The sequence below is a fragment of the Dokdonia sp. 4H-3-7-5 genome (assembly GCF_000212355.1).
Lineage (GTDB): Bacteria > Bacteroidota > Bacteroidia > Flavobacteriales > Flavobacteriaceae > Dokdonia.
The window spans coordinates 1,564,039-1,587,758 of sequence record NC_015496.1 but is presented as its reverse complement, the minus strand read 5'-3'; the positions used below and the strand labels follow the sequence as shown (position 1 = coordinate 1,587,758).

Here is a 23,720-nt window from a genome sequence, read left to right as displayed (position 1 = left end):
AGGTTACTCTGCTATTTTAAACGTAATTGGTAAGCTATAAAGAACTCCAACTTCTTCTCCTGCCTGACTTCCGGGTTTCATTTGAGGTAGATTGTAAATAACTCTTCTAGCCTCTTCTGCTATATCTGGATGTGATGCGCGTGCCTCAACGTTATCTACCTGTCCCCTTTTATTAATTCTAAATGATACAAACACTCTGTTAACTCCTGTAAGACCTAGTGGTTTTGCAATACTTGTATTAAAATTAGCACTTACATATTTTGAGACTTTATCTGACATACAAGTTTTCTTATCTTCATTCCCTTCTAGTTCATTACAGCCAGGGTAGGTAGGGACATTATCTATAACTGCAAATGGTATTTCGAGTTCCTCTTGAGTTTCGACAACTTCTACTTCTTCAGAGGAATAAATTCCTGAAGCTGCAAAGCTAGGATCTCCATTTCTCATTTCCTTTAACTCCTCAAAAGTGTAGGCCTTTATATTAAACCTTTCTGCAAGTTTGGTTACTGATTCTTTTAAAGACATCATTAACAATATATTGAGACCAGTACCATCCTGTTCGTTGCCCCCTTTGTTTTTTACTTCTTTTACGATATCATTAATTTCTAGTGATTTATCATCTCGAAGTTCCTTAATAAATTTCATTTCATTAGATGAAAGCTTTGTAGAATCTTTAACCATAACACTATATAAGCCATTGCCGTTCTCAAATTTTGAAACAATTAATGTAAAATTTCTATTACTACTCTTTTGTTCAGAATTTTGTGCCCAAGAAACCTGCACAAGCATTGCCAGTATAAGGGGCACTATAACGACGTACTTGATGAGAGCACTCTTTTTTGATTTTGATTTTTGTAACATAATGATTCGATTTTTGATTAATGATTGATTGAAAAATGTATTTGTAAAAGAAAAGTTATTAGTGCCAAAGGCAGTATTTAATAACTCTTCGTAGTATGCTTTTTTTGATGAGGCTGCTGTTGCTTTTTGATCTGCTAGATATTCATGTACTGTGCTTATTAGTTTTTGATTGAAATATATTAGTGGGTTGAACCAGAAGATAATTTTCATAATTTCAAAAAAGATAAGGTCCCAAGTATGCCCCTGCTTTGCGTGTATCTGCTCGTGGGTAAGGATTTGCTTTCGCGAAAGCGTATCTATATCCTCTCCAATAAATATGTATTTAAAAAAGGTAAATGCTTCTGTACTGTTAGGGACATTAATGATGTGTTCCCCACGTCGTTTAAAAGATAGATAGCTAATAAAACTTTTAACCTTTATCACAAGAACTAATGCACTTACTGCAACACCTACGAAGTAAATACTCAACCACGGAATGACAAAGGAGCTTGTCTGTTCTGCTTGACTCGTAGTTGCTTCACCTATTACTACTTCTGGTAATATTACAGACATCGCCTCTATAGGAACTACGGTTTGTAATGTGGCAATTTTTATAAATGGTAATACTAGCGCTATTAGAGGTGTCAATAGAAGGTAAATTCTATTACATACAAAGAAGGTTTCCTTTCTTAATAGCAGGTAATACACCGCTAAGAATATTGCTTGAAAACAGATGGCTTGGACTACATATGCTATCATGACTAGTCGTTTTTATTAATTTCTTTGAGTATGGCTTCTAGGTCTTGTACACCTACATCATTCTTTTTTACAAAGAAGCTCACCATGCTTTTAAAACTTCCATTAAAATAGCTATCCATCATTTTGTGCATGGTGTCATTACTGTATACCTCTTTTGTAACTAGCGGAAAATAGAGATAACCTCTTCCTTCCTTCTCATGCCCTACAAAGCCTTTGTTTTCTAATATTCTTATGATTGTTGAGATGGTGTTGTATGCTGGCTTAGGCTCAGGCATTTTATCAATAAGAGTTGCGACATTTGCTTTTTTGGCTACCCATAATAGCTGCATCACCTCTTCTTCTGCCTTTGTAAGTTGTTTCATAGTCGAGCTTTGTATTCCTTTAGATCACAATAACTTATAATCCTTATTTCTATTAATTACTCAAATATAACTAAAACATTAGTTTAAACTAATGTTTTAGTTTAAAATTAAAGAATATTCTATTTGGCCCATTGACCGTAAATACGTTAAAACAACAAATTTTATGGTGTGTAATGCTCAAATCACTAGACCATGATTAAGTGGAGCGCTTCTTATGGTGTTAAGGCCTCCTTACATCAAAGGATGGGTAGATGTGTCAAAGCTTCTTTAAATGTTCTTAAAATCATTTTTAATGCAAGTTAATAGTTGGTAGATTCCCTTATATTAAAACAGCACCTAGACAGCACTTGGAGGGTTGGTGTAACGCTTTCGCGAAAGCGTGCGCATAAAAAAAACCTCCTCTTCAGAAGAAAAGGAGGTTCTGTATTAGAAAAAGAAACTCTTTAATTGTTACTTATTACGATGAACTCTGAACGTCTATTAAGTTGATGTTCTTCTTCGGAACAATTAACTCCGTTAGAACATGTATTTACTGGTTGCTTTTCTCCATATCCCTGTCCAGAGATTCTTGATGAGCTTATACCTTGATTTATGATATAGGCCACAGTAGCCTTTGCACGTTTATCTGAAAGACTAAGGTTATAAGAATCTTTACCTCTACTATCTGTATGAGATCTTGCGTCTAATACCAAATTAGGATACTCGCGCATTACTGCTATGACTTTTTCAAGCTCCAGAGCTGCATCTGGACGGATATTGAAACGATCAAAATCGAAATAGATAGGGTTAAGTTCTAACACCTTTGCTAGATCATCTCCTATATTAATTGGTTTCTGTAGTAGGCTTAACACTAAATCGTTTGCAAGAGTACCTGTTATGTCTGGAGTGGTAGTTATAGCCTCTGCAGTGGTATATTCTTCTTTTGAAGCTCGCACGACATATTGCGTTACACAAGTTGCCTCAAAGGCATAGGTTCCCATATTTGTTGCTTGTACTGCCTCGACTACAACACCCTCACTGTTAATAAGCTGCACTGTTGCTTCTGGAATAGGGTTACCACTATCTTTATCTGTAACCACACCCACCAGTTTGATATCGCATGGTATTTCTTCTTTTAAAAATTTATAAATATCATCACTTCCCATACCGCGTTTACGGTTTGAAGCAAAATAGCCTACTTGGGTATCCTCATTTAATATAAAAGTAAAATCATCAAAAGAACTATTTATAGGCTCTCCTATATTGCTGATGGTTACTTGCTCATTACTATCTGTTTTTGGAGTTGTTGCAAACACATCAAGTCCTCCTAATCCAGGATGACCATCAGATCCGAAATACAGTATACCTTTTGCACTCATAAACGGAAAAGTCTCTCTACCTTCTGTATTGATAGGTCGTCCTAAGTTTACTGGTGTTCCAACAGAATCTGTTGCATCAATTGTTGCAACCCATATATCTGATAATCCAACCGTTCCTGGCATATCTGAGGCAAAATATAATTTAGTCTCATCAGCATTAAGTGTAGGGTGTGCTGTAGAATACTCATCACTGTTAAAAGGCATTTCTACAGGTGTAGACCACTTACCATTTTCTTTTTTAGATTTATAAATTTTAAGCTTATTCGTTCCATTTTTAGACTTACGGTAGTTTCCTTTATTGAAATTATTTCTAGTAAAATATACCGTGTTACCGTCTTTTGTAAATGCTGTAGTACTCTCGTGAAATTTTGAATTCAGTTCTCTACTAAAGCTCTTTGGCATTGTATAAGAACCTGAAGTTGCTCCAACTTTAGATTCGTAAAGATCCAAGAAAGGTTCATTATTCCATTTGTGAATTTTCTTAGTTGCACCACCAGTATCTCTTGATGATGCAAATATTAACTTACCCTCATATTCTGTTGGGGCAAAATCTGAGTATCTAGAATTTATACTGCGTATATCTTCTATTATATACTTACTTTTCTTGTAATCAATATTACTAAGGTAGTTAGGCTCTTCAGTAAACAACTCTGCTCTTAAATCATCTCCATTTACATCATTGAACTTTGCCATCATCTCATCTGCACGGTCATAATTTTTGAGTGCACGTAGAGTTTGTGCAAAACGGAAATAATATTCTGGTTTAATTTCCTCCGCATAGTTGCTTACAAGCTTGTTGTACCACATCTCTGCTTCCCCATATTTTGCATTAAAATAATAGCTATCTGCAATCTTTTGAAAAAGATCTGCAGATTTATATCCTTTCTCTGCTACCTCTAGGTAGATTTTTCTAGCATCTACGAAAGCATATTGATCGAACTTTTTATCGGCTTTATCAATTTTTCCTTCTTGAGCATTTCCTGTAAAAACTCCTAAAAATAGGAGGCTAAGGCAAAAACATATTATATTTTTCATCATGTAATCAAATTAGATATACTGCTAGAGTATACATATTAAAAGAATCTAGGGGTAAGCATTCTGTCATACTCGTTAAAGAGTTCAAAACGAAGAAAGACTTCAAAACTTCCATCATTATATACCGTCTCTCCAAGATCTGTACTCTCACGATCATAAGCAAGACCTATGAGCATACTGTCTGACACTTGAAATCCTACTAAGCCACTTAAAGCTGCGCTCCATCTATAAGCTGCTCCTAAGTGTAACTTTTCCATTACTAGAAAATTTGCTGTAAGATCAACCTGCAATGGCGCACCTGCAACTAATTTTACGAGCGTACTAGGCTTAAATTTAAGCTGATCGTTTATATCAAAAGTATAGCCCATTATTCCATAATAGTTAATACGCTCTTCTGCTACAAAACTAGCAGAATTACTATTATTACTTTGATCAAAATGTTGTGTCTCTATTAGGTTAGGTACACTAAGTCCAGCATAAAATCGATCTGTGTGATAATATAATCCTGCTCCTATTATAGGTGATATTTTATTATCAATATTTTGAGAAAAACGTGGATCTGAGACATCAAACAATGTCAATTTAGAAAAGTCCACGTCTAAAACATGCCCTCCAGCCTTCAATCCGAAACTTAATTTCCCATCATTTGAAGTGTTTATAGTGTAGCTAAAATCTGCACCAATATACGTCTCTTGGGCTGGCCCTAATGCGTCGTTAACAATTGATAGACCTAAACCTACTTTACCCTCTCCTATAGGTGAGTGAATACTTAAACTTTGAGTTCTAGGCGCTCCTTCAAGACCAACCCACTGACTTCTGTGAAGTCCCACAATACTTGTTACACCTCTATTTCCTGCATAAGCTGGATTTATCGCAACTGTATTGTACATATACTGCGTATACTGCGGGTCTTGTTGTGCCGCTAGCGTAAAGGTACTTAGTACTAGTATTGCTAAAAAAGCAATTGTTAATATTAAATTTTTCATATATACATCTAATAAAATCGTTGAATGTTTAATACACCCAACGATTTAAAATTATTATCTAGTTAGGTACAGATATCCAGAATTATTAATAGTCTCTCCTACTGAATTAACGTACTCTAATATCCAATAATAAGTTCCAACTGGCAAGAATTTATCTTGAGATATTGTAGTTCTACCCTCTGACAACCCTATAAAGGCTTTGCCATCAGACCCATATCCTTCAGCCTCATACACTTCTACACCCCATCTATTAAAGATTCTCAGTCTATTTTCTGGGAAGTTCTCAATTCCTTGTATTCTAAATGAATCGTTACGTCCATCTCCGTTCATTGAAATACCATTATTGAAGATAAGTCCTGAATTTTGACTTAATACTGTAACGGTGGGATCATCATCACTTGTGGTGTCTGTAACATCATCAGAGACATCTGAGATCTCTAGACCACTATCAGTTAATCCAATCGCTAATGCAGTATTTACAACTTCACCATTATCTACATCTTGTTGAGTTATAATGTACACAGCCGTAAATGTAACTGATTCTCCTGGAAGAAGACTTACCGGATCACCAATCACGTCTACCATCTCATCTGTTACTACAACATCATTTAAAATCACATTACCTGTATTAATAACATTAAAGGTATAAAGAATTTGATCACCTGCATTTGCAAAGCCATCTTGGTTGAAATCTTGATATACACCATTCTTAGTGATCATAATATCAGGAGATTGATCTAAGATAGTCACTGTAGGATCTTCAAAATCTCCATCCCCGTCTACATCAACGTTTGTTGTGTCAGTTGGATCATCAGATTGATCTGTAATTGTATTACCCGCTTGATCGGTTCCTTCTGCAATTGCAACGTTTACAATTCCTCCGGCTTCAATATCATTTTGAGTAATTATATATGTTCCAGTAAATGTGGCACTCTCACTTATTGCTAGTACCGCAACTGGACCTTCATTGATAATGATTAATGGATCTACAACGATAACATTAGTAAGTTCTTCGTTTCCATTATTTGTGATTGTTAAAGTGTAAGTTATAGTATCACCAGCATCAATTACATCATTGCCATTTAAGTCATTTACCACGCCCACTTTAACTAGATCTAGATTTGGATTTGTAACAGGAGCATCGTTGTCTGTAATTGTTACCGTTCCACTTGGATCTGTATTATCAGTGTTGCCACTTGTTACGGTTCCATCTACTGTGAATGTCTCATCATCCTCATCAAGCATATCATCCGTAATAGGAATCACAACTTCACCAGTAGTCTCTCCAGCAGGAATCGTTACCGTTACAATAGTCTCTGTGTAATCATCTTCTCCAGCAGTACCAGTCGTAGTTACAATCTCGATCACTGTATCCTCATCACTTGGGTTACTCAACGTTACAGGAATAGTTACCGTTCCAGCTCCTTCATCCACAATCACATCTTCGATAGTCACCGTTGGCGCACCATCGTTATCCGTAATAGTTACCGTTCCACTTGGATCTGTATTATCAGTGTTACCACTTGTTACCGTACCATCTACTGTGAATGTCTCATCATCCTCATCAAGCATATCATCCGTAATAGTAATCACAACTTCACCAGTAGTCTCTCCAGCAGGAATCGTTACCGTTACAATAGTCTCAGTATAATCATCTTCTCCAGCAGTACCAGTCGTAGTTACAATCTCGATCACTGTATCCTCATCACTTGGGTTACTCAACGTTACAGGAATAGTTACCGTTCCAGCTCCTTCATCCACAATCACATCTTCGATTGTCACCGTTGGCGCACCATCGTTATCCGTAATAGTTACCGTTCCACTTAGATCTGTATTATCAGTGTTGCCACTTGTTACTGTTCCATCTACTGTGAATGTCTCATCATCCTCATCAAGCATATCATCCGTAATAGGAATCACAACTTCACCAGTAGTCTCTCCAGCAGGAATCGTTACCGTTACAATAGTCTCAGTATAATCATCTTCTCCAGCAGTACCAGTCGTAGTTACAATCTCGATAACAGTATCCTCATCACTTGGGTTACTCAACGTTACAGGAATAGTTACCGTTCCGGCTCCTTCATCTACAATCACATCTTCGATAGTCACCGTTGGTGCACCATCGTTATCTGTAATGGTTACCGTTCCACTTGGATCAGTATTATCAGTGTTACCACTTGTTACGGTTCCATCTACTGTGAATGTCTCATCATCCTCATCAAGCATATCATCCGTAATAGGAATCACAACTTCACCAGTAGTCTCTCCAGCAGGAATCGTTACCGTTACAATAGTCTCAGTATAATCATCCTCGTTAGCAGTACCAGTCGTAGTTACAATCTCGATCACTGTATCCTCATCACTTGGGTTACTCAACGTTACAGGAATAGTTACCGTTCCAGCTCCTTCATCTACAATCACATCTTCGATAGTCACCGTTGGTGCACCATCGTTATCTGTAATGGTTACTGTTCCACTTGGATCTGTATTATCAGTGTTACCACTTGTTACCGTACCATCTACTGTGAATGTCTCATCATCCTCATCAAGCATATCATCCGTAATAGGAATCACAACTTCACCAGTAGTCTCTCCAGCAGGAATCGTTACCGTTACAATAGTCTCAGTATAATCATCTTCTCCAGCAGTACCAGTCGTAGTTACAATCTCGATAACAGTATCCTCATCACTTGGGTTACTCAACGTTACAGGAATAGTTACCGTTCCAGCTCCTTCATCCACAATCACATCTTCGATAGTCACCGTTGGTGCACCATCGTTATCTGTAATGGTTACTGTTCCACTTGGATCTGTATTATCAGTGTTACCACTTGTTACCGTACCATCTACTGTGAATGTCTCATCATCCTCATCAAGCATATCATCCGTAATAGGAATCACAACTTCACCAGTAGTCTCTCCAGCAGGAATCGTTACCGTTACAATAGTCTCAGTATAATCATCTTCTCCAGCAGTACCAGTCGTAGTTACAATCTCGATCACTGTATCCTCATTACTTGGGTTACTCAACGTTACAGGAATAGTTACCGTTCCAGCTCCTTCATCCACAATCACATCTTCGATAGTCACCGTTGGTGCACCATCATTATCTGTAATGGTTACCGTACCACTTGGATCTGTATTATCAGTGTTGCCACTTGTTACCGTACCATCTACTGTGAATGTCTCATCATCCTCATCAAGCATATCATCCGTAATAGGAATCACAACTTCACCAGTAGTCTCTCCAGCAAGAATCGTTACCGTTACAATAGTCTCTGTGTAATCATCTTCTCCAGCAGTACCAGTCGTAGTTACAATCTCGATAACAGTATCCTCATCACTTGGGTTACTCAACGTTACAGGAATAGTTACCGTTCCAGCTCCTTCATCTACAATCACATCTTCGATAGTCACCGTTGGTGCACCATCGTTATCTGTAATGGTTACTGTTCCACTTGGATCTGTATTATCAGTGTTGCCACTTGTTACCGTACCATCTACTGTGAATGTCTCATCATCCTCATCAAGCATATCATCCGTAATAGGAATCACAACTTCACCAGTAGTCTCTCCAGCAGGAATCGTTACCGTTACAATAGTCTCTGTGTAATCATCTTCTCCAGCAGTACCAGTCGTAGTTACAATCTCGATAACAGTATCCTCATCACTTGGGTTACTCAACGTTACAGGAATAGTTACCGTTCCGGCTCCTTCATCTACAATCACATCTTCGATAGTCACCGTTGTAGCATCATCATTCGTTATTGTTCCTGTTGCTGTGGTTGCTAAAGGATCAATCGTTCCATTGGTAGTATTTGTGATTGTTACTTCAAAATCTTCATCTGATTCTACAACATCATCCCCATTTACTGTTACTGGGAATACCGCAGTAGTCTCACCAGCAGGGATTGTGACTGTTAGTACTGTTGGTGCTACATAATCTGCATCACCTATCGTTCCTGTTCCATCTGCAACGGTAAAGGTTACTACCGTATCAGTATCTGCTGCTGCACTTAAGGTTACAGGGAATTCAGCTATAACCGTAGTTCCATCTGCTCCTTCTGTTACTGTTACATCGCCGATACTTACTACCGTAGCATCATCATTCGTTATTGTTCCTGTTGCTGTGGTTGCTAAAGGATCAATCGTTCCATTGGTAGTATTTGTGATTGTTACTTCAAAATCTTCATCTGATTCTACAACATCATCTCCATTTACTGTCACTGGGAATACCGCAGTAGTCTCACCAGCAGGAATTGTGACTGTTAGTACTGTTGGTGCTACATAATCTGCATCACCTATCGTTCCTGTTCCATCTGCAACGGTAAAGGTTACTACCGTATCAGTATCTGCTGCTGCACTTAAGGTTACAGGGAATTCAGCTACAACCGTAGTGCCATCTGCTCCTTCTGTTACTGTTACATCGCCGATACTTACTACCGTAGCATCATCATTCGTTATTGTTCCTGTTGCTGTGGTTGCTAAAGGATCAATCGTTCCATTGGTAGTATTTGTGATTGTTACTTCAAAATCTTCATCTGATTCTACAACATCATCACCATTTACTGTTACCGGGAATACCGCAGTAGTCTCACCAGCAGGGATTGTGACTGTTAGTACTGTTGGTGCTACATAATCTGCATCACCTATCGTTCCTGTTCCATCTGCAACGGTAAAGGTTACTACCGTATCTGTATCTGCTGCTGCACTTAAGGTTACAGGGAATTCTGCTACAACCGTAGTTCCGTCTGCTCCTTCTGTTACCGTTACATCGCCGATACTTACTACCGTAGCATCATCATTCGTTATTGTTCCTGTTGCTGTGGTTGCTAAAGGATCAATCGTTCCATTGGTAGTATTTGTGATTGTTACTTCAAAATCTTCATCTGATTCTACAACATCATCTCCATTTACTGTCACTGGGAATACCGCAGTAGTCTCACCAGCAGGAATTGTGACTGTTAGTACTGTTGGTGCTACATAATCTGCATCACCTATCGTTCCTGTTCCATCTGCAACGGTAAAGGTTACTACCGTATCTGTATCTGCTGCTGCACTTAAGGTTACAGGGAATTCTGCTACAACCGTAGTTCCATCTGCTCCTTCTGTTACTGTTACATCGCCGATACTTACTACCGTAGCATCATCATTCGTTATTGTTCCTGTTGCTGTGGTTGCTAAAGGATCAATCGTTCCATTGGTAGTATTTGTGATTGTTACTTCAAAATCTTCATCTGATTCTACAACATCATCTCCATTTACTGTTACCGGGAATACCGCAGTAGTCTCACCAGCAGGAATTGTGACTGTTAGTACTGTTGGTGCTACATAATCTGCATCACCTATCGTTCCTGTTCCATCTGCAACGGTAAAGGTTACTACCGTATCTGTATCTGCTGCTGCACTTAAGGTTACAGGGAATTCAGCTACAACCGTAGTTCCATCTGCTCCTTCTGTTACTGTTACATCACCAATACTTACTACCGTAGCATCATCATTCGTTATTGTTCCTGTTGCTGTGGTTGCTAAAGGATCAATCGTTCCATTGGTAGTATTTGTGATTGTTACTTCAAAATCTTCATCTGATTCTACAACATCATCTCCATTTACTGTTACCGGGAATACCGCAGTAGTCTCACCAGCAGGGATTGTGACTGTTAGTACTGTTGGTGCTACATAATCTGCATCACCTATCGTTCCTGTTCCATCTGCAACGGTAAAGGTTACTACCGTATCTGTATCTGCTGCTGCACTTAAGGTTACAGGGAATTCTGCTACAACCGTAGTTCCATCTGCTCCTTCTGTTACTGTTACATCACCAATACTTACTACCGTAGCATCATCATTCGTTATTGTTCCTGTTGCTGTGGTTGCTAAAGGATCAATCGTTCCATTGGTAGTATTTGTGATTGTTACTTCAAAATCTTCATCTGATTCTACAACATCATCTCCATTTACTGTTACCGGGAATACCGCAGTAGTCTCACCAGCAGGAATTGTGACTGTTAGTACTGTTGGTGCTACATAATCTGCATCACCTATCGTTCCTGTTCCATCTGCAACGGTAAAGGTTACTACCGTATCTGTATCTGCTGCTGCACTTAAGGTTACAGGGAATTCTGCTACAACCGTAGTTCCATCTGCTCCTTCTGTTACTGTTACATCGCCGATACTTACTACCGTAGCATCATCATTCGTTATTGTTCCTGTTGCTGTGGTTGCTAAAGGATCAATCGTTCCATTGGTAGTATTTGTGATTGTTACTTCAAAATCTTCATCTGATTCTACAACATCATCTCCATTTACTGTTACCGGGAATACCGCAGTAGTCTCACCAGCAGGAATTGTGACTGTTAGTACTGTTGGTGCTACATAATCTGCATCACCTATCGTTCCTGTTCCATCTGCAACGGTAAAGGTTACTACCGTATCAGTATCTGCTGCTGCACTTAAGGTTACAGGGAATTCTGCTACAACCGTAGTTCCATCTGCTCCTTCTGTTACTGTTACATCACCAATACTTACTACCGTAGCATCATCATTCGTTATTGTTCCTGTTGTAGCATCATCATTCGTTATTGTTCCTGTTGCTGTGGTTGCTAAAGGATCAATCGTTCCATTGGTAGTATTTGTGATTGTTACTTCAAAATCTTCATCTGATTCTACAACATCATCTCCATTTACTGTCACTGGGAATACCGCAGTAGTCTCACCAGCAGGAATTGTGACTGTTAGTACTGTTGGTGCTACATAATCTGCATCACCTATCGTTCCTGTTCCATCTGCAACGGTAAAGGTTACTACCGTATCTGTATCTGCTGCTGCACTTAAGGTTACAGGGAATTCTGCTACAACCGTAGTTCCATCTGCTCCTTCTGTTACTGTTACATCGCCGATACTTACTACCGTAGCATCATCATTCGTTATTGTTCCTGTTGCTGTGGTTGCTAAAGGATCAATCGTTCCATTGGTAGTATTTGTGATTGTTACTCCAAAATCTTCATCTGATTCTACAACATCATCACCATTTACTGTTACCGGGAATACCGCAGTAGTCTCACCAGCAGGAATTGTGACTGTTAGTACTGTTGGTGCTACATAATCTGCATCACCTATCGTTCCTGTTCCATCTGCAACGGTAAAGGTTACTACCGTATCAGTATCTGCTGCTGCACTTAAGGTTACAGGGAATTCAGCTACAACCGTAGTTCCATCTGCTCCTTCTGTTACTGTTACATCGCCGATACTTACTACCGTAGCATCATCATTCGTTATTGTTCCTGTTGCTGTGGTTGCTAAAGGATCAATCGTTCCATTGGTAGTATTTGTGATTGTTACTTCAAAATCTTCATCTGATTCTACAACATCATCTCCATTTACTGTTACCGGGAATACCGCAGTAGTCTCACCAGCAGGGATTGTGACTGTTAGTACTGTTGGTGCTACATAATCTGCATCACCTATCGTTCCTGTTCCATCTGCAACGGTAAAGGTTACTACCGTATCTGTATCTGCTGCTGCACTTAAGGTTACAGGGAATTCAGCTACAACCGTAGTTCCATCTGCTCCTTCTGTTACTGTTACATCACCAATACTTACTACCGTAGCATCATCATTCGTTATTGTTCCAGTTGCTGTGGTTGCTAAAGGATCAATCGTTCCATTGGTAGTATTTGTGATTGTTACTTCAAAATCTTCATCTGATTCTACAACATCATCACCATTTACTGTTACCGGGAATACCGCAGTAGTCTCACCAGCAGGAATTGTGACTGTTAGTACTGTTGGTGCTACATAATCTGCATCACCTATCGTTCCTGTTCCATCTGCAACGGTAAAGGTTACTACCGTATCTGTATCTGCTGCTGCACTTAAGGTTACAGGGAATTCTGCTACAACCGTAGTTCCGTCTGCTCCTTCTGTTACCGTTACATCGCCGATACTTACTACCGTAGCATCATCATTCGTTATTGTTCCTGTTGCTGTGGTTGCTAAAGGATCAATCGTTCCATTGGTAGTATTTGTGATTGTTACTTCAAAATCTTCATCTGATTCTACAACATCATCTCCATTTACTGTTACCGGGAATACCGCAGTAGTCTCACCAGCAGGAATTGTGACTGTTAGTACTGTTGGTGCTACATAATCTGCATCACCTATCGTTCCTGTTCCATCTGCAACGGTAAAGGTTACTACCGTATCTGTATCTGCTGCTGCACTTAAGGTTACAGGGAATTCTGCTACAACCGTAGTTCCATCTGCTCCTTCTGTTACTGTTACATCACCAATACTTACTACCGTAGCATCATCATTCGTTATTGTTCCTGTTCCTATATTTTCACCAACTGTAGTGGTGATTGTTCCATTGTCTGTAGCCGTTAAGGTTACTAAGAAATCTTCATCTGCCTCAACAGTCTCATCTCCATTTACAATGATCGTTACCGTTCCTTCTGTTTCTCCAGCAGGTATAGTTACTGTTAATGTAGTAGGCACTTCATAATCATTACCTCCTTCAAGACTGTTACCAACATTCTCAGCACTATCATCCGTTACCGTGAAAGTTACGGTAGTTACTGTATCTACAGGGTTTGTTAAGGACACTGTAAACTCTGCGTTCACAGTTCCAGCATCACCTTCAATTACTGTTACATTATTAATACTTACAACTGTATCATCATCGTTAGTAATCGTTGCTGTACCTACATTATCTATACCATCCGTATCGTCAGTATCTAACATTCCATTTGAAGTGCTTTCAAGAGTCACTGTAAATGTCTCATCACCCTCTACAGTTGTATCTCCCACGATAGGAATGCTAATAGTTCCTGTAAGAGTGTTTGCAGGTATTGTAATAGATAATGTAGCCGGTGCTGTATAGTCGTTATCGGCAGTAGTTGCCGTATCATCCTGAATAGAATAAGTAATTACCGTTGGTGTAGATGAAGGCTCTGTGAGTGTCACTTGGAAATCTGCAGTTATTGTTCCAGTATTTCCTTCCGTAATAATCACATCTCCTATACTTACTAATGAACAAGCACTACTTTCATTTGCATCTTGGAAGTCAAAAATTCCATCGCCATTAGTGTCTTTTGGCATTGTATAACCTGCCCCTCCGTTTGACGCATCTGAAATTACTCGACCATTAGTAGGATCTACAGTTACTGGTGATGAGTTTCCTAGTTGTCCATCTTCGTCTGCTTTCGCGAAAGCGTCAACAAAACCAGCTTCTATAGTATCACTACAACCGTCATCATCTGCATCTGTATCTTGATAGTCAGGACCATCTGTTCCATCTGTATTAGGAGCATCAATAAAAACAATAACTGGATTTGCAAAATCTGCAAATTCACACTCATCCATTCTCAAACTGTAGAAACGATCTACTTGAGCATTTGTATTTTTTATAGCACCAATAGTAAATGTGAATTGATCCGTTTCTTGTTTTTGGAAAAACACACGGTATTCTGGATTAACATCTACTGGCTCAATAGGCGCGCTTCTACTTCCATCAGATGTAAACTGAACAACTCCATTATCAAATTGTTGAGCCAATACTCTCGAAGGGTTTTCTAGCGCATATCCTATAATATTATTAACACGATAAAATTCTCTTACCGTTGAAGGGGTATTAGTAGCAACGTTTCCGTTACTGTCGATATCTTGAATAAAACCACCTATTCTATCTACACTAAATGGAATCAAAGTTCCGCTTTCGACAAAACGTATCGTCAATGTTACGGCAAGATTACCTCTTACATTAGAAGCATATTGAAATACTGGCTGAAGCGCAGCTCCATCTACGCCATTTGGATCATCTATTCTTAATACTGTAACTCCAGCAGGCTTGTTAGTTATAGTTACAATTCCATCTAAAGTTTGAGCTCCTAAAGTAATAACATTAGAAAATCTATATTGCGCTCCCTGAGTACCTATAGGTGTTGCAGGATTATTTATGTAAGTTGATGCATTTGTCCCAACAAAATTGAATGAATTACCAGTACATGTTCCAACACCAGGCTCTTCATTAAATTTAAAACCTTCGACAACATCTAAAATCCCGTCATTATCATCATCTTCATCAAGATTGTCGTCTACTCCATCATTATCGAAATCAATGTCATTAACCCTATCTCTAAAGTCAACATTTCCTCCATTATTCAAGTCACTGTCATTATCGTTAAGATTTGCAGTATTATTTATAATTCCATTAGCATCTGCATAATTAGGCTCACCGCCAACTGTTGCATTTGTAGTATCTACTGCATCGTCTAGACCGTCTCCGTCAGAATCATTTCCAAAAAGTGTAAAATCTTCTACGTGTTCTGCAGAATCAAGAATACCATCATTATCTGAATCTGTATCTAAATAATCAGGTAATCCAGGATTTGCTGAGGCTGCATCTGTATTTACAGGGATAAGTCCTAGTTCATCTCCAGTAGGATTGTATGCAACTGGAAGACCATTGGTCGTGACATTGGGAATGCCATTGGCATTTGTTGTAGGAGGCACATACCCCAATGTTGATTGTGCTTCATTGTTATCCGGAATACCATCACCATCTGCATCAAGGTCTAAATGGTTAGGAACACTATCGCCATCTGGATCAAGATTTGCACAAACACCATTTGCAAGTGTACAAAAATCTGCGTCTTGGTAATTTGGAATACCATCGCCGTCTGCATCTGCAGAAGGGTCGATACCACCAGACTCTACAGTATCAAGAATACCGTCATTGTCATCATCTATATCTAATGTATTTATTACTCCATCACCATCTGTATCTGCTCCATCAAAAAAATCGTTTTCTTGTGATGATTCAAACCTAGTAATCACGACAGTTATTATATTGTCGTTAGCACCATCAGCATCACTTAATGAAACAGTACTTGGAGGATCACTTTCCGTAATAGTGTAACTCCCATTGCCAGGCACTGTAAAACTATATTGTCCATTTGCATCTGTAGTCACAGTTTGTGTCGAATCTCCCGAAACATTTACAGTGACCCCTTCTGCTGGAGCACCATCTACAAATACCTGTCCACAAATTATAGGGTTTGTAATAACATTTACTTCTTCAGTAGGGTACGCAATATCTTCAAACAATAAAGAGAACTGTCTATCTTCAAATCCTGGTGTTGCATTATAACCATCCTTACTAATGGTATATTGTATAGAGGTAAATGAGTTATAATAAGCCGTAAATGCATAATTAGGATCTGTATTAATCCCACCTACAATCCCAGCATCTGTAGACATTCCAATTAATTGAGAAGGGCTTGAATCGACTATAAGTGTTGAATTTGCTCCATTTGTATAATAAACATCTGGCGTCTCAAATTTTACACGCTCAACATCAGTAAGTGTATTACTATCAAGGTCTAATGCTGTAAAATATACCGATACTGCTTGAGGAATTGTCGTATCTGCTTGTACATAAGATATTGTAAAGACAACCTCCTGTCCATTTACTCCTGGCGTACCATCCATTTGGGGCTGGAAAGCTCTTGAAAAACCACCGAAACCAGGAATATTCTCCTCTTCACCATCAAGCACTAAAATTCCGGCTCCATTAACAAAGGCATCAATCGAAACTAAACAATCAAGGCCCGCCGTTACATCTGAAAATCTAAACACATCTCCGACATCAAAAACACCCGGAGTGCCTCCTTCTGTCTCTACAACTACCGTATTTGCATCAAAGTTTGCTGAAGTAATAAATACTGGATCATCATCACAAGACCTTGAGGATGGCGGACCTGGATCAGGACCAAAACCAAAATTACTAGTAAACGTATTTTGACCCGGAACTGTATTATAAGTCCTGCCGTCATTACCAAAACCTTCTATTAAGACAGATCCACTTGGAATATCGGTATCGTTTTCATCAACGTTTATTGTTGTATCGCCACCAGCTACAAAAGCAGAAAAATCGCCGTTAGCGTCGGTTGTTATAACTTGAACTATATTTGCCGAATCAGTTACTGTAATTGTTACATTAGGAAGATTTGGTTCACTAACATCTTGAAATCCATTTACATTTAAGTCATTATATACGTGACCATTTACAATAGCCTGTGATGTAACTATTGCTCCTAAGCCCCCATGTATATCAGCACCACCACCATCTGTATTTGGAAAATCATTAGGATCCGACACATCTAACAAGTCTGCATTAAACGGCACATTATTATCAAAAAAAGAAATACCATACACTGTATCTCCTACATTGTAACCTAAATCTGCTAACGTTATTAAAGAAATAGCTACTGATTCTGTATTACCACCAACTCTATATGGGTTACCAGTACCTGTTGGACTGTTTACAAGAAATGACCAGTTTAATGGACCTAAAACCGCACCAAAATCATTAGTACCATCTATAGCATCTGCTCCTCCTATTTCAATAACAGCACCGAATGATGTAGGCTCCCCAGTTACAGCATCCACCGAAAGGACAGGTGCCGCCCTATAACTACTATTACCGTTTTTTTCAGGCGCTAGGAATCCAACTCTCTGAAGACTTGCAGCCTGTGAAATTACAAATGGTTCATACAGAGCGTCGATTCGTTCTATATTTTGAGAGGTTGCTGTACCATTTTTAAAAACATCGTTTGCCCCTCTAGTTACAATAGGGTCTCGTAGCACTTCTTCCATTGAGCAATCACCCAAGTTTCCAGGGAAACTTGACTGGTAATTAAAATCATCATTCCCAATTTCAAGTACGAAAAATCCACAACGGTCTCCTGTTACCCCTCCGTTACCATCTACACGAACAATATTATAACTGATTTGAGTAAAATCATTGTTTAAAAAATAATTATCACCTCCCAAAGCAACAGAAGTGACTCTAAAATCTCCATTTTGACCCCATGAGTAAGTGTTAGTCACACCTGCAGGATTTGCTTGGTTATATTGTAGCCCTTGTGCCAAAGTCCCAACAATATTGGCTCCGGTTACAGGATTTTGAGATAATAATGTAGTACAAAAAGAAAAAAAGACAAGCGTGTATAATAGCGTTCTTTTCAAAGAAGTAATTTTTATCATATACTAGGGGTAGTTGAAAGCATAAGCCTTCTATTTATGTTGCAATTTTTGGGGTGTAACTATATAAATCAAAAATACGACGGACTTAGAAAACGGTTTTTACAACAGTCCGTCTTCACTAAAAATTCGATTAAAGAGGCAAATAATTCGACGTTGTACACATGTTATAAACAATTAAAATTCTAAACAACACATTTCCCCCTATGTACGCAATAAATAGCGTTAAGGTTTTAGAAAAAATAAAATTTGTTGATTCGCCTAATTCGCTAAACATCAGCACAGGTAAGGGATAAGCGGCTTCACACTCAAAAAATTTACCCCAAAACAGGATACAAATGATCTATTAAAACATGTTAATATTCTAGCAGTCAGCGAAGTAAAGAGTGTAAATTTTGATAATAACTAACAGATTTCCCTGCAATATTAAGCTTACAATTATTCTTCACTGAAAAAGCGTTTTTATCATATTTCAGCGAAAAGAACGTACCGCTTAAAATCGTAAAATTTTAAAGAAAAAAGAAGAATAACGAATTTAAGAGCTTTTCTGGATAGATAATTAAAAAGACAAGCATGTGTTCATAATTTCCAATAAACACCCTCAAACGAGTCGTGATAGCAGGCAAAATTGCGCCTGCATAATTTTTCACTATTTTAAAGTGGAAAAACGATAGAATAAAATTATAAATTCAATTTTCGCGGAAGCGTTATAGAATTACCCTTTAATCAAATTCCAAATATCATTTCCAAAAATCACCACCATTAATCCCATCACAATGACAAAACCAATAATCTGACCTCTTTCTAATGTCTTTTCTGAAGGAGCTTTTCCAGAAATCATTTCATATAATAAAAACATCACATGTCCTCCATCAAGTGCAGGAATAGGAAGAATGTTTACAAAGGCAAGCCAAACAGAAAACATAGCAGTGAATCCCCAGAATTTATACCAATCCCATTGTGGTGCCATCATCTCTACAATACCTATAGGACCTTTTACTTTCTTGTATCCTTGTACTTTACTATTAAAAATTAATTTAAACTGGCGCACTTGCTTAGTGAGTACATCCCATGTTTTTGTAAGACCAGCAGGAATTGCCGCTCCTATACTATACTCATCTTTTACTAATAATTCCTCAACGTTTGCACCTACCCCAAAAGAACGCCCCTCGCCCACAGCAAAGGTTTTTTCTATACGTTGCCCGTCTCTATTAAGTGTCATAGCAACATCTCCGCCTTTTGCTTGATCAAAAATAGACTGAAACTCAGTCCATTCATTAATAGCATTTCCATTAATAGCTACAATTTTATCACCTACAAGCACATCGTTGTTAAATGCTATTGAATCTCTGGCCACTAACCCTATTGTGTTACTAAAACGCGGTCTTATAAAACGTTCCTCTGCATCAAGTACAGATTTTTTTGCTTCATCTGGGATAGGAAATGTAAGTTCATTACCATCACGCACTACAGTTACGTTATCACCTAATAGTATGTCAATCTGCACATCGTCAAAACGCGTTACCGTTTTATCATCTATTTTTATTACTTGATCACCATTGCGCAATCCTATTTCTTCTCCTACTTCTCCTACAGCAATACCATACTTAAGACGATCTGCAGGTACATACTCATCACCATAATATACAAGCATTGCACTATAAATGAACCATGCAAGAAGCACATTTACAGTCACACCACCTATCATCACAATAAGACGTTGCCATGCTGGTTTTGATCTAAACTCCCAAGGTTCTGGATCTTTTGCCATTTGCTCCTTGTCCATACTCTCATCAATCATACCGGCAATCTTCACATAACCTCCTAGCGGAAGCCAGCCGATTCCATAAACCGTATCTCCTATTTTTTTCTTGAACAATGCAAACTTTACATCAAAGAAGAGAAAGAATTTCTCCACTTTAATCCCGAAGTAACGAGCTGGTGCAAAGTGACCAAATTCATGTAAAATTACAAGGATAGAAATAGCAAGCGTAAACTGGGCAATCTGTATAAAAGTCTCCATAGAAGGATATAAGTCAAATTTTGAACGCACAAAAATAGGCTTTTAGATGCGCATACTAAAGTTATATGCGCGTAGGATAGCATTTTTCAAGCCATACTTTATATAACTGCCACTTGGATTGTAACTTTGTAAAAAAATGCACTATGGCACATCACCTCGCTCGCTATAAAACACTATTTATCACCCTTGGTATTCTTTCTGTCATTATTATGACTTTAATATATAGCCAACTCAAAGTAACTCCATCTCTTACAATTTACCAACCAGACATGGTAGATAAAGAACTCGTAGACAGCACCATGCAATATGTGAAGAAATATCACACCATTGCCGATTTTTCACTCACTAATCAGAATGGAAAAACAATCACACAGAATGATTATGAGAATCACATCTACGTAGCAGATTTTTTCTTTACCACCTGCCAGACCATTTGCCCTATTATGACAGAGCACATGGTTCAAATACAAAAGAAGCTAGAGGGAGATACACTAGTTAAACTACTTTCTCACTCAGTAATCCCTACTTATGATACTCCAGAAGTTTTGAAGGCGTATGGCGTAAAAAAAGGAGTAGATGACTCACGATGGAACCTAGTTACTGGTTCTCAAGAAGAAATTTTCACGCTTGCGCGAAAAAGTTATTTGGCTGTAAAAGACCTCCCAGGAACAGAAGATGATCTTGATATGGTTCACACTGAGAACTTTATGCTTATAGACAAAAAACGTCAAATACGTGGTTATTATGACGGTACAGACCCAGAAGCAATAGATCAATTACTTGAGGATATTGAGATTTTAAAAGCATCTTATGAGCCAAGGAAAGCTTGGTACCAAAAGATTTTTTAGAATGGAATTACGTACGCTTTCGCGAAAGCGTAAAATGCATTACTTTTGTTATCTAAATTCAATCTAAATAAACATTGAAGAAAACAGTCGCTCATTTACAAAAAGGAGAACGCGCTATCATTATAGATGTGATGACAGACGAAGTTCCTCTTAAGTTACTCGAGATGGGTTGCCTACCAGGCAATGAAGTACGATTGATACAACTCGCACCATTTTCTGATCCTCTATATATAGATGTGAATGGAAGTCACCTAGCGATACGCCGAGAAACGGCTCTTCAAATAATCATAGAAACGCCATCCTAAATTATGGCCAAACAGATTAACGTTGCCCTCATAGGAAATCCAAACACAGGTAAGACTTCTGTCTTTAACCATCTTACGGGTCTCAACCAGCAAGTAGGTAACTACCCAGGGATTACTGTAGAAAAGAAAGAAGGCATCTGTAAACTAGATCGTGGTGTTAAAGCACACATCTTAGACTTACCCGGTACTTATAGCCTTAACGCTTCATCTCTTGATGAAAATGTGGTTATAGAATTACTTCTTAATAAGAATGACAAAGATTATCCAGATGTTGCCGTTGTAATTTCTGATGTAGAAAATCTTAAACGCAACTTACTACTCTTTACACAAATTAAAGATCTTGGCATCCCTACTATTCTTGCTATTAACATGGCAGATCGTATGGAGCGCAAGGCAATCTCTCTTGACATTCCTAAGATGGAAGAGCGCCTTAAAACAAGAATCGCACTTATAAGCAGCCGTAAAAACACGGGGATTGATACGCTCAAAGAACTTATTACCGAGTACAGATCTATCAATACAGAACCTTGTATTAATGCTTCTGTAATTGCTCCAGAATATTTTGACAGATTACGTAAAGCTTTTCCAAAGCAAGATTTATACAAGTTATGGCTTGTAATTACACAAGACGTAAACTTTGGAAAGCTAGAGCGCAACGAGATGAAAACCATCTCTTCTTTTAAAACTGAGTCGGAGAGTAATCTCAAAAGACTACAGCAAAAAGAAACGATTGTACGCTATAAGTATATCAATGAAGTTTTGAGAGAAACTCAAACCATAGATATTGAAAATGCAAAAGATTTAAGAGCTCGCTTAGACCGCATACTTACACATAAGGTGTGGGGTTACGTGATTTTCTTTGCCATATTACTACTCATATTTCAAGTAATATATGACTGGTCACAGTACCCAATGGATGCTATAGACACTGCATTTGCTAGTATGAGTGAGTGGGTGCAAACTAACCTTCCAGAAGGTAAACTCACAGACCTTCTAGCAGAGGGTATTATCGCTGGATTAGGAGGTATTGTTATTTTTATTCCTCAGATTGCCTTTTTATTCCTCTTTATCTCTGTACTAGAAGAGAGTGGTTATATGAGTCGCGTGGTTTTCTTAATGGATAGAGTGATGCGCCGTTTTGGACTTAGTGGTAAATCTGTAGTTCCACTTATCTCTGGAACTGCTTGTGCCATCCCTGCGGTTATGGCAACACGTAACATTGAGAACTGGAAAGAGCGATTAATCACCATACTAGTTACTCCATTTACTACCTGCTCGGCAAGATTGCCTGTATATTTGATCATCATTTCGCTAGTAATTCCTGATGAGAAGTTTCTGTTTTTTAATCTACAGGCGCTTACACTCATGCTCATGTATCTCATTGGTTTTGGCGCTGCGATAGGTTCTGCATGGATTCTCAATAAAATTCTTAAGATAAAAAGTAAGTCATTTTTTGTAGTAGAAATGCCTAACTATAAAATGCCGCTGCTTAAAAACGTAGGGATCAATGTTCTTGAAAAAACAAAATCCTTTGTAGTAGATGCAGGTAAGATTATCCTTGCTATTAGCATTGTATTATGGGTACTAGCTTCCTTTGGACCTAATGAAAAGTTTAATCAAGCAGAAGATATTGTAACTACACAACTAGAAGCAGAAGGAGGCATAAACGCATTTCCAGATGCGGAGGCTTACCAAGCAGAAATAAACAAACTAGTTGCAAGCCAGAAGCTAGAACATAGCTACATAGGCTATATGGGTAAAGCGATAGAGCCTATTGTAGAACCACTAGGTTATGACTGGAAAATAGGAATTGCTCTTATTACTTCATTTGCAGCAAGAGAGGTCTTTGTAGGTACACTTGCCACCATATATAGCGTAGGTGATGCCGAGGAAGAGACTATTAGAAACCGTATGGCTGGAGAGATAAACCCAGTGCTAGGAACACCAAGGTTTAATTTTGCTAGCGGAATTTCCTTATTACTATTTTATGCATTCGCCATGCAATGTATGAGTACGCTTGCTATTGTAAAGAGAGAGACAAACAGCTGGAAATGGCCTGCAATACAGCTTGTAGCCATGACCGCAATTGCATATGTAGCAGCGCTTGCCGCATTCCAAATTTTAAAATAATTTGTAAGCTAGACGCTTATTTAACTACTA

9 protein-coding genes are annotated in these 23,720 nt (G+C 38.4%); 3 read left to right on the top strand and 6 right to left on the bottom strand.

Features of this window, described 5'->3' with window-relative positions:
• Window positions 1-3: 3 nt before the first annotated feature.
• The 6 genes from KRODI_RS07030 to rseP all read right to left on the bottom strand — a co-directional run bounded on the left by KRODI_RS07030 (window position 4) and on the right by rseP (window position 20,407).
• On the bottom strand, window positions 4-1,599 hold the full coding sequence (locus tag KRODI_RS07030; RefSeq protein WP_013750898.1) for a M56 family metallopeptidase: 1,596 nt from the start codon (window positions 1,597-1,599) through the stop codon (window positions 4-6).
• A gap of 2 nt (window positions 1,600-1,601) precedes the next feature.
• Window positions 1,602-1,961 carry a BlaI/MecI/CopY family transcriptional regulator gene (locus KRODI_RS07025; RefSeq protein ID WP_013750897.1) on the bottom strand — a complete coding sequence of 120 codons (360 nt, stop codon included), beginning with the start codon at window positions 1,959-1,961 and terminating at the stop codon, window positions 1,602-1,604.
• 443 nt (window positions 1,962-2,404) lie between these two features.
• Entirely contained in the window at window positions 2,405-4,357 is a 1,953-nt protein-coding gene (locus tag KRODI_RS07020; protein WP_013750896.1) for an OmpA family protein, read from the bottom strand.
• A 35-nt stretch (window positions 4,358-4,392) separates the two neighbouring features.
• Window positions 4,393-5,340: a type IX secretion system membrane protein PorP/SprF gene (locus KRODI_RS07015; protein ID WP_013750895.1), complete on the bottom strand. Its 948-nt coding sequence runs from the start codon at window positions 5,338-5,340 to the stop codon at window positions 4,393-4,395.
• A 54-nt stretch (window positions 5,341-5,394) separates the two neighbouring features.
• Complete coding sequence (locus KRODI_RS15490; protein ID WP_158307003.1) at window positions 5,395-18,369, bottom strand: Calx-beta domain-containing protein; 12,975 nt, start codon at window positions 18,367-18,369, stop codon at window positions 5,395-5,397.
• A gap of 730 nt (window positions 18,370-19,099) precedes the next feature.
• Window positions 19,100-20,407, bottom strand: coding sequence for an RIP metalloprotease RseP (gene rseP, locus KRODI_RS07005; RefSeq protein WP_041295839.1), 1,308 nt, complete (start codon window positions 20,405-20,407; stop codon window positions 19,100-19,102).
• A gap of 143 nt (window positions 20,408-20,550) precedes the next feature.
• Here rseP and KRODI_RS07000 point away from each other — a divergent pair, with 143 nt between their 5' ends.
• The 3 genes from KRODI_RS07000 (at window position 20,551) to feoB (ending at window position 23,690) form a co-directional block, all read left to right on the top strand.
• Entirely contained in the window at window positions 20,551-21,255 is a 705-nt protein-coding gene (locus KRODI_RS07000) for an SCO family protein (protein WP_013750892.1), read from the top strand.
• Between the two features lie 74 nt (window positions 21,256-21,329).
• Complete coding sequence (locus KRODI_RS06995; RefSeq protein ID WP_013750891.1) at window positions 21,330-21,560, top strand: ferrous iron transport protein A; 231 nt, start codon at window positions 21,330-21,332, stop codon at window positions 21,558-21,560.
• Between the two features lie 3 nt (window positions 21,561-21,563).
• Window positions 21,564-23,690 carry a ferrous iron transport protein B gene (feoB, locus tag KRODI_RS06990; RefSeq protein ID WP_013750890.1) on the top strand — a complete coding sequence of 709 codons (2,127 nt, stop codon included), beginning with the start codon at window positions 21,564-21,566 and terminating at the stop codon, window positions 23,688-23,690.
• Window positions 23,691-23,720 lie beyond the last annotated feature (30 nt).